Genomic DNA, 11,723 nt, shown 5'->3' on the forward strand with positions numbered 1-11,723 from the left:
CAAACCTGCTTCACGCTCTTGCTGGACTTGCTCTAGTGCCCGCCGCTTTTCTCGGCCGGCTGGCCGGCCGGGACCTCGCCCTTGATGAGGGTCTGGCCGCGCTTGGGCGCGGGGTCCTGCACCGAGGCGGTGGTGATGTAGTCGATCTGCTCGACATAGACCTCGGCAATCACCTCTGCCCCGAAACGGCGGTTCAGCCCTTCCTTGACGATGCCGCGGAAGGCATCGACGTCGAAGCTGCCGACCGTCGCCACATCGATCATCTTCTTGCCGACGAGCAGCGTATAGAGCTCGTCGGTGATCATCTGCGGCAGGGGAACGGTCTGCTTGGCCGCCAGGTCCTTGTTCGCCTTGTAGGCGAGCCGGGTGAGCAGGTAGCCGTTGACGCCGCCCTCCCCGATCACGGGCACCGTCGTCGTGTATCCGCTGACGAATTCCAGCGCCGCCTCGCGCTCGGCCGCCGCCGTGTCGACCTTGGGAGCCGAGGCCATCTTCAGCGAGAAATAGACCGAGCCGAGCGTGATGAGGACGATCCAGACGCCGGTGCCGATGAGCTTGATCATGTGCCGTAACCCAGGCGGAACTGTTCCTGCGAATAGGTGCCGTCAGCCTCGAGATCCTGCACGGCATTCTTCAGGATGGTCACGACCTCGCGCACGGCCTCCAGATGGGCGGAGACGCGCTGGGCGTTGATGGCGAGCTTCTCGCGCACGCGGCCGAGCTGGCCGGAGAAGGTCTGCGGCACCTCGTCCGGACGCACGTCGCGCGTCAGCATCGCCAGTTCATAGAGGCATCGGCTCTTGTGGGCGTTCGAGGTCGGTAGATCGAAATCGGGGTCATGGCCGATATTGTCGTTCTCATTGTCGATGATCGTTTCGAGCCGGCCGAGGACGGTGCGGATCCGCAATTCGTTGCTTGCCTGTTCCATTTTGTTGTTCTCCGCTTAGATCTTCGTCTCGTGTTCCTTGATGCCCGGCGTCAGGTCGGCAAAGGCTTGCCGCTGCAGGGCCTGCACCATGCCGGCTGCGATCCGGTCGGTATTCCTGTCCTTCTCGGGCGAGGCCGCACCGATGCCGCTGCTCTTGGCGAGGCTCTCGGCGATGCCGATGCCGCCGCCCTTGGCGAGCGCCTCGCCGAGCTGGTCGGCCATCATGCCGCGCCACATCTCGCCGGCCGTGCCCTTGCCGTAGATCTCTTCGCTCTCGGTCGGCATCATCGATTTCACGAAGTTCTGCAGCACCATGGATTCGAACTTGCGCAGATGCTCCGGCACGACCTTGCCGCCGACGGCGGAAACGCCCTGCGCCGACTGGGCGCCGGCCGAATCCCGGTTGAGAATGCTGCCGACGGTGGCCTGGAAGCCGGCGCCGGCCTCGGCAAGGCTCGTCGCCTCGAAGGCGGCCTTGTTCGATTTCAGCCTGGCTTGGGCTTCCTGAACCTGGGCCGGGTCGGCAGCGCGCACGACATCGAGCACCAGGTCGCTGGGGGGAGAAATTGCCACGTCCTTGAGCCTTTCAGGTGATTCTCGTCAGCCGACCCCGTCCTCATGGCGGTTCGCCGGCTTCTGACCGTTCAGGACATCGGATCCCTCCGCACCGCGTTTGCGGCTGCTTCGACAAACCTCGTCATCGTCCTGATGCGACTATCGCTGCTCAACCTTACGGGAGGCTGGTGGCGGATGACGAAGCCGTGACGGCGGTGCAGGGTAAATCCATTTTGACGCAAGCTTGATAAGGCCGCGGTAAATCGCCTTTCGTTACAGCGGCTTATTCCGGACGCAAAACTCTAGTCGTCATCGCCCTTGTAGGCGATGTGCTGGTCGATCAGATCGTAGATCGAATTGTCGGCCGCCTCGCGTTCCTCGGCGTTGCGGGCCTCCTTGCGATGCTCTTCCATGCGGTCGCCCTTGGTGCGCTCGCGCACCACGCGCATCTCGTGCATCTGCTGCACATTGGCCAGCATCTGGTCCTGCTGCTGCAATTTGCTGTACTGGCCGGAATAGTGCCGCGAAAAACTGCGGTGGATCGGATCCAGCGAGTTGATCGCGCCGGCGACAATCTCCATCGTCTCGGACACCTCCTCGCGCTGGCGCGTGGTATTGGCAAGGTCGATCTCCGCCATCTTCTCCAGATGACGCTGCACGCTGACGAGGCGCTTCAGCTTGTCCGAGCGGTTCTGCGCCATCGTCATTCCCCCCGGAAGACCGGGGTGAAGCCGGCCGCAAAGATCTCGAGCAGCGAGGAGACGCCGAAATACAGCAGGAGCAGCCCCCCCGTGATGATGAAGGGCAGCGAGACGAAATAGATCGGGATCTGCGGCGCCAGCTTGTTGACGAGGCCGATGGCGACGTTGAAGACCATGCCGTAGAGGATGAAGGGGCTCGCGAGCCTCAGCATGATCATGAAGGTCTGGCTCAGCGTGTCGGTGAGCGTGATCAGCGCGCTCTGCGGATTGAAGCCGGCGCCGATCGGCATGACGTTGTAGGATTCCACCAGTGCCCGCATCACGACATGATGGAAATCCAGCATGAAGAGCACCATCAGGCCGGCATAGGAGAGCAGGTTCGTCAGCTGGTTCTCCGCCGTGTCTTCCAGGACATCCGGCGTCGGCGGCGCGTTGAAGCCCATCATCATCGTCAGCACCGTGCCGGCAAATTGCAGGCCGAGCACATAATAGCGGGCGATGAGACCGATGACGGCGCCGGTCAGGGTCTCGAAGACGATCAGCAGGAGGTAGTTGTCGAGCGAGCCCGACGTGCGGGGATAGATCGTGTCCCACAGGATCGGCAGCACCGCCATGGAAACCGCCACCGCCAGGAACAGGCGGATCTGGACGGTGAGGCGCGCGGAGGAAAAGCCCGGCAGCAGCATGAAGCACCCGCCGACACGGCAGAAGGCGGCGAACAGCGCCAGCACCATGCCTTGCGGGTCGGTGATCATGAAATGGAGCCGAGGATCTTGATCTCGATGCCCTTGGCGAGCTCGACATGCGAGAGAACCGGCAATGTGGCGAAGAGGCGCTCGATGATCATGCGCACATAAGAGCGGGATTCGGGCGAGGTGACCAGTACAAAGGGCGTGCCGCGATCGAGAAATTCGCGGATAACCCGGGTCGCCTGCTCGGAAAACTCCTCGAGCTGGCGCGGATCGATGTCGAATTCGACGATTTCGCCCTTGGTGTCGCGCTTGAGCGCCTGATGGAAGACCATGTCCCATTTGTTGCCGAGGCGCAGCACCGGCAGCACGCCGTTCTCCGCGAGGTCGCCGCAGATCTGCTGCGACATGCGGATGCGCACATGCTCGACGATCTGCTCGGTCTTGCGCACATGCGGGGCGAGTTCGGCGACCGCTTCCAGGATGAGATGCAGGTTGCGGATCGAGACACGCTCGGCGAGCAGCAGCTTCAGCACGGCCTGGAGGCCGGAATAGGACATGTGCGACGAGCAGATCTCGTCGGCCAGCTTCCGGTATTCCGGATCGAGGCGCTCGATGAGCACCTTGACGTCCTTGTAGGACAGGAGCTGCGGCAGGTTGTTGCGGATGACTTCGGAAAGGTGCGTAAGAACCACCGAGACATTGTCGATCGGGTGGAAGCCCTCGCGGCGCAGGTCGTCCGCAAAGGTTTCGAGGATCGAGACGGCCGGCATGCCGAAGGCGGGTTCGCGGATATCGTCGCCCGGCACGCTCGGCTTGCGCCCGCCGCCGGTGACGACGAGCACCTCACCGACGCGCACGATGTTGGAGGCGATCGTCGTGCCGTGGATGCGGATCTGGTAGGACTTGTCGGGGATGGAGATGTCGTCCGACACCTTGATTTCCGGCACGACGAAGCCGTACTGCCCGGCGAATTTCTTGCGCATCTTGCCGACGCGGAAGGCGAGTTCCTGGTGCGCGCCGAGAAGGCGCGTGGAGACCTGCTTGCCGAGCAGGAGTTCGATTTCCGCGGTCTTCAGCACCGACTTGACCGAATCCTTCTCCTGGTCGCGGCTCTGCTGGACCTGCTGGGCCTCCTGCTCGCGCTTGACGCGGTTTTCCTCGGCGATGCGGCGCGGGATGATCCAGGCGCCGAAGGCCATGACGCTGCCGAGCACCATGAAGGGGAAGAAGGGCAGGCCCGGTATGACGGCGAGCAGCATCATCAGGCCCGCGGCGACGAAGAGCGCGCGCGGATAGCCGGAGAGCTGGTTGACGACGGCCTGGTCGGTGGAGCCGGCGGTGCCGCCGCGCGAGACGATGAGGCCGGCAGCGAGCGAGACGATGAGGGCCGGGATCTGCGAGACGAGGCCATCGCCGACCGACAGCTTGACGAAGACGTCGGCGGCTTCGCCGAGCTCCATGCCGTGGCGGAAATAGCCGATGATGATGCCGCCGAAGACGTTGATGGCGGTGATCAGCAGGCCCGCGATGGCATCGCCGCGCACGAATTTCGACGCACCGTCCATCGAGCCGAAGAAGGAGCTTTCCTCTTCCAGCTCGCGGCGGCGCAGTTGCGCCTGCTTTTCGTCGATCAGGCCGGCGGAAAGGTCGGCGTCGATCGACATCTGCTTGCCGGGGATGGCGTCGAGGGTGAAGCGCGCGCCGACTTCGGCGATACGTGTCGCACCCTTGGTGATGACGATGAAGTTCACCACGATGAGGATCATGAAGACGATGAGACCGATGACGAAGTCACCGGACATGACGAGGCTGGCAAAACCGGCGATCACCCCACCCGCCGCATCGTGCCCCTCGTTGCCGTGGGAAAGGATGACGCGCGTCGTCGCGATGTTGAGCGCCAGGCGGATCATCGTCGCGATCAGCAGCACAGTCGGGAAGGACGAGAAATCGAGCGGGCGCTGGATCCACAGCGCCACCATCAGGATCAGCACCGAGAAGGCGATGGAAAACGCCAGGCCGATGTCGATCATGAAGACCGGTATCGGCAGGAAGAGGATCGACAGGATCGTCAGGATGCCGACGGCGAACGCGATATCGCGCCCGCTGGGGCTGACCTTCGGAAGGTTTATTGCCGGTACTTGCGCCATCTGAATGCGTCCCGTCTCGTCATGAGAGGCGGCGGCGCGTCACACGCGTCGCCCATTTCACCTCATGACCTACAGGGCGAAGCTTGCGCGAGGGTGGCAGAGGGAGGTGCACATGTCGCAGCGCGGCGCATTGACCACGGCTTCGTCTGCCCTCCGTCATGCTCGGCCTTCAGCCGAGCATCCACGCTCCAAGCCTAGAACTAGAAGCCGCTCTCGATGCGGGAGAAGACGATGTTGGTGAAAATGGAGATCTGCGAGCCGATGAAGGGGGCAGAGATGGCGATCGTCACGAAGATCGCCAGGATTTTCGGCACGAAGGTGAGGGTCATTTCCTGCACCTGGGTCAGCGCCTGCAGGAAGGCGATGCTGACGCCGACGATCATGGCCGCAAGCACGGCCGGGCCGGAGGCCACGACCACCGTCCAGATGGCAGCCTGCGCTATGTCGAGGGCGTCTGCCTCATTCACGTTTCGGGCTCACTCGCCTTGGTTTCGCTGACCTTCACGCCGGGACCGATGACGAGGGTCTTGCCCGAATCAAGCGTCGCGACGATGCCGTCATTGTATAGCGTGACTTCCGTGACCACGCCAGAAATCTTGCCGTCCTCGCTGGTGACGGTGCGGCCGATGACGGAGTTGGCTTCCTGCAGCGAGGTGCGCTGCAGCAGGCTTTCCAGGTTCTTGTTCGTCTTGATGGTCTGCTCGACCTGGGAGAAGGTCGCAAGCTGCGCCATCTGCTGGGTCGCGTCCATCGGCTCGGTCGGATCCTGGTTCTTCATCTGCGCCACGAGCAGCTTCAGGAAGCTCTCGTAGTTGATGGTCGCCGAGCGTTCGTCCGTGCCGGATTCGGCGCCGGTGACGGTCGGCACATAGGGCTTGTCTGCCGCCGATGCGGCGCCGACGGGCGTTACCATGGTGCAATCTCCCTGCGGATCTGTTCGATCGTGGCCGGTGCCATTTCCTGGTTGTTGAGGATGCGATCCTCGATCGGGTAGAGCGCGCGGATCGCCTTCAGCGCTTCGAAGGCGCGGCCCTGCGTGACGAGCGCATCGACGCGCTTGAGTTCAGCCAGCACTTCCTCGTTCTTGAAGCAGGAAAGCAGCATGATGACCGACTTGCGGAACATGGCGATCGACTGCTCGGCGCCTTCCGGGTTGATCAGCGACATCTGCGCGATGAAATAGAGCTGGCGAAGCGGCGTTGTCGCCTGTTCCGGCTGCAGGACGTGGTTTTCCAGAAGGAACGTGACATCGTTGAGGAACTCGATCGCGACCTTGCGATCGACCCTCAGGACTGCGCCGTTGACGAAGATGCGCTCACCGGATTTCAGCGATATACGCAGTGTACTTTTCATTTGATGCCATCCTTGATGATGGTGGTGATGTCGATGATGCCCTGGAAGTTCGAGGATTCGCGTTTGCGGATCTTCTCGATTTCCTTGAGTATCCAGATGGCGATCGAGATAAGGTTGGCCCGAAGCTCGGCCTCGAGCTGGTTCTCCGGATCTCCGAGATCTTCGATGAAGCGGATCCAGACGCGGCGCGTGAAGTAGATCGCCTCAATGGCCTCCCGGCCCTGGTTGCCGCCATCGCTGGCCATTGCCGCTTTCAGGAGCGCAATCGACCGATCGAGGACCTGCCGTTCCCGATCTTTCGAGACGGCGACGCCTTCCTCCATGATCTCGGCATATGAAAACTGGTACATTCAGACATCCTTCATGTGTGTCCGTACCCTCTGGTTCATCAGAGGTAATTCAGCAGGCTCAGGTTCTGGATCCTCGACGTGAGCGTGTAGGCGAGCGAAAGCTGCGATTCGAGCGTGGTGACGCGCGTCGCCGCCTCGTAGGTATCGATGCCTTCCATGTCCTTGATGCTGGTGCTCAGGATGGCGACCTGGGCATTGAGCGAGGCATTGGCCTGGCTGACGCGGGCTTCGGAAATGCCGAGCTTCGAACGTTCGCCGTCGATGCCGGAGATCGCCCGGCCCATATAGTCGATCGCCGCGTCGCTGACGGCCTTGCGGGTCTGCTCGCTGATGCCGCGCGCCAGCAATTCCTGCCCCAGCACGAGGCCGAGCGCCATATAGCGCATGCCGTCTACATTGGTATTGGTAGAACTCTGCACCGTCTCGGCGGCACTGATCCGGCTCTGCATGTTTTCGTCGGATGCGTTCGACCAATCGCCCTGCCAATTGGGGCCCATGAAATTGTCTTCGAGATCGTCCATGAACGCCTGCATTTGCGCTGGCGTGATGTCTTCGTCGGCGATTGCGCTGAAATGGGTCGCATAAAGGCCATCAAAGGCGGTCTTCGCGTCCGAAGCCGGGTCCTGCAGGTAATCCTTCAGCGGCATCACGTCGGTATTGATGCCGGCGAAGAGATATTCGCCGCTGAACGAGGTGTTGGCCGCCGAGGTGAAGGTGGAAAGCGCGTTGCCGAGGTTTTCCTTGGCAAGGTTGAGCTGGTCCTGCGAGGTGATGCCGGAGAGTGCGATCAGCACGCCCATCGCCTCGTTCGCCGCCGTCGACATCAGGCTGAGCGCCTCCTGCGAGGCGGCAAGGCGCTGCGTCGTGAGCGCGTTGGTGCTCTTCAGCGATTCCATGCGCTGGAGATCGCGGTGCAGGTTCAGCGTGCGTGCGGTCTTGGCGCCCAGCACGGCGCCGACATCGGCGTGACGGCCGGTGACCGTTTCTTCCTGGAGCTGCAGCATCTCCTTCTGCGCGCTGGCCACGGTGAGCCGCATCGCATTTTGAAGGGACATGTTGGAAACGAAAGAAGTCTTCATAACTTACCCCGCCGCCTGGAGGAGAGCGGCGATCATCTCATCGACCGCCGCCACGAGTTTGGCCGACGCCTTGTAGGACTGCTCGAGATCGAGAAGCAGGGCCAGTTCCTCGTCGAGGCTGACGGCCGTCACATTGAGAAGGGCTTCCTGGGTGCGGCCGAGCAGCGCGGCCTTGTCCCCGCCGGCCGTCGTCGCGGCACTGCGGATCTCTTCCAGCCAGCCGACCGAGCTGGTCGAGAAGGACAGGATCGTCGTCGTCGTTTCGATGGACGCATCCGGATCGAAGGGCATCGGCGCCTCGAAGGCGGCCGCATAGCCGTTCAGAAGTTCGGAGAAGCTGGCATTGTTGTCCGTGTTGTAGACGGCATTGATGCCGTCGCGCAGCTTCGTGGGGTTGCCGCCCTCGCTGGAGATGACGTCGGGATTGACCTTGATGACCGCGGCCAGACCCGGATCCGTGACGGCGGGCAGGCCGTTGCTGATGAAGAGCCCTTCCATCCCGCCTTCGGAAAACACCTCGATCACGCCACGGGCGATTTCGTCGAGCTGCTTCTGGAAGATCGGCGCTACGTAGTCGCGGACCTGCAGGAGGGCGGGGATCGATCCTTGTGCGCTGGTGTTGCCACCGGCGCCTGCCTGGACCGGCACGCCATCGATAAGGACCTGGTTGCCGTCGACGGCCGCCGTGAAGGTGGTCGACGGCTGGAAACTTACGGTGCGCGGCACCGTCTCGAACAGGACCGTGCCGTCGCTGGTATAGAGCGCAAGGTCGTTGTTCGTACGGTTGACCGTGGTGACACCGATGATCGCGGAAATGCCCGTCAGCAGTTTGTCGCGCTGGTCGAGCGCGTCGTTGACGTCGGTGCCGGCGGCCGTTCCCTGGCGGACCTTGTCGTTGTAGGTCTTGAATTCCTTGAGCAGGCGGTTGAGTTCCACCACCGCCGTGTTGATGTCGGCGTCTGCCTCGGCCCGCAACTTCTGCAGGGCGTTCGAGGTGCTGTTCAGCGAGTTTGCGACGTCGATCGCATCCGACACCACCGTTTCGGCGAGCGAGACTTCGCTCGGCTTGTCGGCAAAGGTCTGGAGATTGTCGCGCAGTTTCGCCAGATAGGTGGAGGGGGCGAGTTCATAGTCCTCGCCACCCATCATCATCTTCATCTGCGTGAGACCGGCCAGAAGCGTATCCTGGCCGCTCGACTTGGAGATCGAGAGCAGGTTCTGCTTCAGCAGTGCCTCGTTCTGGGCCCGCTGCGTTTCCACCACGGTGGCACCGGAGGAGGCCGTGGCGAGGATCGCCGCGCGGCGCGCGTAGTTCGGGTTGCTTGCATTGGCAATGTTCTTCGACGCGACGGCCGATTGCAGGCCTACGTTGGAGAAGCTGGACTGAGCAGTCTTCATTGCTGCTGAAAGCGACATCGGATCTACCTAACTCTCGAATGCATGCGCGGCGTCATGCCGGCTTATCTCTTCAGATTGACGAGGACTTCCATCAGCTCGGAACCGGTCTGGAAGACCTTCGAGTTGGCCGTGTAGTTGCGCTGCGACTCGATCATGCTCGTCAGTTCCTCGGCGATGTCGACGTTGGAGTCTTCCAGCGCGCCGGAGATGATGCTGCCGTAACCGTTGGTGCCGGCATAGCCCATGACGACGACGCCCGATTCGCTGCTCTGCGAATAGATGTTACCGGGCAGCGCCTTGAGTTTGTCAGGGCTCTGCACGTTCGCCATCGCAACACGGAATTTCGGCACGAGATCGCCGTTCTCGTATTTGAGATAGACGATGCCGTCGTCGCTGATCTCGTAACCGGTGACCTTGCTGGCCCCGTTGCCGTCGATCTTCCCGTTCGAGACGTCAAAGGCGGAGGAAAGCTGTGTGGAGCCGCCGATATTCAGCGTCAGCGCTCCCAGTTCCGTACCATTGACCGCCACGGCACCTGTCGAAAGCGTCATCGGCTTGAAGAGTTTACCCTTGGCATCGAATTCCAGGGTAACCGGCCCGCCGGAAGTGCCCAGGGTACTGTTTTCTTCGATCGTGATATTTGTAGGATCGCTGGTCATCGTAAGACCGCTGAGGTCGACCTCGACCTCGCCGAAGCCCGGTACGGTCACCTTCGCCGGCGAGCCGGAAACGAGCTTGCCCGTGGCGTCGAAACCCACGCTGCCGGTGCCACCGGGGATCGGCGTACCACCGCTGCTGATCACATAGTCCCACCCCGTCGCCGTACGCGTATATTCAACGTCCAGGGCCGTGGGGTTGCCCGCCTTGTCAAGGATATTGACGGTTGCGGTCGCCGTGCCGGCGGGCAAGGTCGCCTCCTCCAGATTACCGGTGACCCTGACCTTGCTCGTCGCGAGCGGCGGCTGGTCCACGATCGACGTGCCGTTATAGAGCACGTCCACGGTCCACTCGTTGTCCGCCACCTTCGTATAGACGTAGTCCAGAAGGCGAGTATTGCCCTGCTGGTCATAGGCGACCAGCGATGTCGTCTTTGTATAGCCGACCGGCTCGTTCGACGGGAGGTTCACGTCAAGCACGCCTTTGGACGATCCTGTCGCATTCAGCGACCCCGAGGACAGGTTGATCTGCTGGAGGCCGTCGAAGCCATTGACGACGATCGTCGGATCGGTCGTTGAGGAATATTCGTAGCCCATCAGCTTGAAGCCGGAGGAATTCTGCAGCGTGCCGTCGTCCATAATGGTGAAGGCGCCGGCACGAGTCATGTATTCCTGGCCGTCCGAGCCCGTCACGATGAAGAAGCCCTTGCCGTTGATGGCAAGGTCGGTCGCCGAGGTCGTGTAGGTGAAGGTGCCCTGTGCGGAGATGGAATAACGCACGCTCGTGTTGACGCCGCCGGAATTGTAGGCGCCGCCGGTGGAGGGCAGGATAAGGGAGGAGAACTGGGTCGAGGCCTTCTTGTAGCCCGTCGTGTTCGCGTTGGCGATGTTGTCGGCAACCGTGCTCAGGCGGTTCGCCTGCGCATTCATGCCGGAAACACCCGTTCTCATCGTACCGTAGAGGCTCATGTCATTTCCCCGTTCGTCTCGTCACCAGGACCCTATGGGACGGGCCTTGCGTGAAGCTGGCTGCCGGGGTCCGCCTTCCCCGCCAGCCAGCAATGTCATGTCAGCCCTGCCAGTCGATGCAGTAGCCAAGGAAGCGCTTGGAATCGATCGGGTCGAAACCGAGCTTCTTGCGCAGCTTCTTGCGCAGCTTGCTGATGTGGCTTTCGACCACGTTCTCCTCGACGTCCTCGTCGAAGATGCCGTAGATCGCGTTGAAGATCTGGGTCTTGGAAAGCCGGCGGCCGCGGTTGGCGACCAAATATTCGAGGATGCGGCGCTCGCGGCGCGGCAGGGGGAAGACTTCGCCGGTGATTTCCGGATCGCGGCCATCGGAGAAGACGCGGATCGGACCGATATCGGTGTGGTTGGCCAGCGCCTTCAGGCGCCGCCGGATGGCCGCCGCACGGGCCAGGATTTCACGGGGATGCACCGGCTTGCGCACGACGTCGTCGACGCCGCTGTCGAAGAGCGCAAGGGTGGTTTCCAGGGAGGGCGTGTCGCTGACCGCGATCACCGGGGCCTGCGAGCGATCACGGATCGCACGCGGCAGCTCCATGGAGAGCTGGCCCTGGCCGATCAGGAACGCCTCGACCGCATCGATGTCCGAATCGGCAGCGGTATTCACCCACTCGCCGAATTCACGGGGATCGAACCCCGTCGAGGGCACGCCCTCGCGACCAAAAAGAGAAGTATAGCCGTCTTTAACGAGCTCGCGCTCATCAACCACTACGATCATTCGTCCGCCTCCGAATCAGTGTGGTGCCTCGTTAAGGCAGTGGTACGAATCGGGCGAATCACCGGCAACTAGAGGAAGTGACTGGGTGGAATTAACAGTTGATTAAGAATTGCGTGCCGA

The 11,723-nt window shown here is 62.1% G+C and carries 14 protein-coding genes; all 14 read right to left on the bottom strand.

All coding sequences use genetic code 11. The features are described from left to right. Positions 1–32: 32 nt before the first annotated feature. On the bottom strand, positions 33–563 hold the full coding sequence (locus tag EV665_RS24315) for a hypothetical protein (protein WP_064328906.1): 531 nt from the start codon (positions 561–563) through the stop codon (positions 33–35). After that, positions 560–928: a hypothetical protein gene (locus EV665_RS24320; protein ID WP_064328905.1), complete on the bottom strand. Its 369-nt coding sequence runs from the start codon at positions 926–928 to the stop codon at positions 560–562. Before EV665_RS24320 ends, EV665_RS24315 begins: the two co-directional genes overlap by 4 nt. A 15-nt stretch (positions 929–943) precedes the next feature. Beyond that, entirely contained in the window at positions 944–1,501 is a 558-nt protein-coding gene (locus tag EV665_RS24325; RefSeq protein ID WP_133036026.1) for a rod-binding protein, read from the bottom strand. A 284-nt stretch (positions 1,502–1,785) separates the two neighbouring features. Further along, positions 1,786–2,184, bottom strand: a complete 399-nt coding sequence (locus tag EV665_RS24330; protein ID WP_064328903.1) for a hypothetical protein — start codon at positions 2,182–2,184, stop codon at positions 1,786–1,788. A gap of 2 nt (positions 2,185–2,186) precedes the next feature. Beyond that, positions 2,187–2,939, bottom strand: coding sequence for a flagellar biosynthetic protein FliR (fliR, locus tag EV665_RS24335; protein ID WP_064328902.1), 753 nt, complete (start codon positions 2,937–2,939; stop codon positions 2,187–2,189). Next, on the bottom strand, positions 2,936–5,023 hold the full coding sequence (flhA, locus tag EV665_RS24340; protein WP_133036027.1) for a flagellar biosynthesis protein FlhA: 2,088 nt from the start codon (positions 5,021–5,023) through the stop codon (positions 2,936–2,938). Before flhA ends, fliR begins: the two co-directional genes overlap by 4 nt. A gap of 200 nt (positions 5,024–5,223) precedes the next feature. Next, positions 5,224–5,490, bottom strand: a complete 267-nt coding sequence (fliQ, locus tag EV665_RS24345) for a flagellar biosynthesis protein FliQ (protein ID WP_064328900.1) — start codon at positions 5,488–5,490, stop codon at positions 5,224–5,226. Then, positions 5,487–5,936, bottom strand: a complete 450-nt coding sequence (gene flgD / locus EV665_RS24350; RefSeq protein WP_064328899.1) for a flagellar hook assembly protein FlgD — start codon at positions 5,934–5,936, stop codon at positions 5,487–5,489. Before flgD ends, fliQ begins: the two co-directional genes overlap by 4 nt. Next, positions 5,930–6,376 (bottom strand): flagellar biosynthesis repressor FlbT, encoded by a 447-nt coding sequence (gene flbT / locus EV665_RS24355; RefSeq protein WP_024270944.1) that lies wholly within the window; start codon positions 6,374–6,376, stop codon positions 5,930–5,932. Before flbT ends, flgD begins: the two co-directional genes overlap by 7 nt. After that, complete coding sequence (gene flaF / locus EV665_RS24360) at positions 6,373–6,726, bottom strand: flagellar biosynthesis regulator FlaF (RefSeq protein WP_064328898.1); 354 nt, start codon at positions 6,724–6,726, stop codon at positions 6,373–6,375. The genes flbT and flaF overlap by 4 nt, the downstream gene beginning before the upstream one ends. Before the next feature lie 38 nt (positions 6,727–6,764). Beyond that, positions 6,765–7,805 carry a flagellar hook-associated family protein gene (locus EV665_RS24365; RefSeq protein WP_133036028.1) on the bottom strand — a complete coding sequence of 347 codons (1,041 nt, stop codon included), beginning with the start codon at positions 7,803–7,805 and terminating at the stop codon, positions 6,765–6,767. 3 nt (positions 7,806–7,808) lie between these two features. Further along, complete coding sequence (gene flgK, locus EV665_RS24370; RefSeq protein ID WP_064328896.1) at positions 7,809–9,221, bottom strand: flagellar hook-associated protein FlgK; 1,413 nt, start codon at positions 9,219–9,221, stop codon at positions 7,809–7,811. A gap of 44 nt (positions 9,222–9,265) precedes the next feature. After that, a complete protein-coding gene (locus tag EV665_RS24375) occupies positions 9,266–10,828 on the bottom strand; it encodes a flagellar hook protein FlgE (protein ID WP_133036029.1) in 1,563 nt (520 codons plus the stop codon). A 100-nt stretch (positions 10,829–10,928) separates the two neighbouring features. Continuing rightward, entirely contained in the window at positions 10,929–11,603 is a 675-nt protein-coding gene (rem, locus tag EV665_RS24380) for a transcriptional activator Rem (RefSeq protein ID WP_064328894.1), read from the bottom strand. Positions 11,604–11,723 lie beyond the last annotated feature (120 nt).

Source organism: Shinella granuli, from assembly GCF_004341885.1.
In the GTDB taxonomy this organism is placed as follows: domain Bacteria; phylum Pseudomonadota; class Alphaproteobacteria; order Rhizobiales; family Rhizobiaceae; genus Shinella; species Shinella granuli.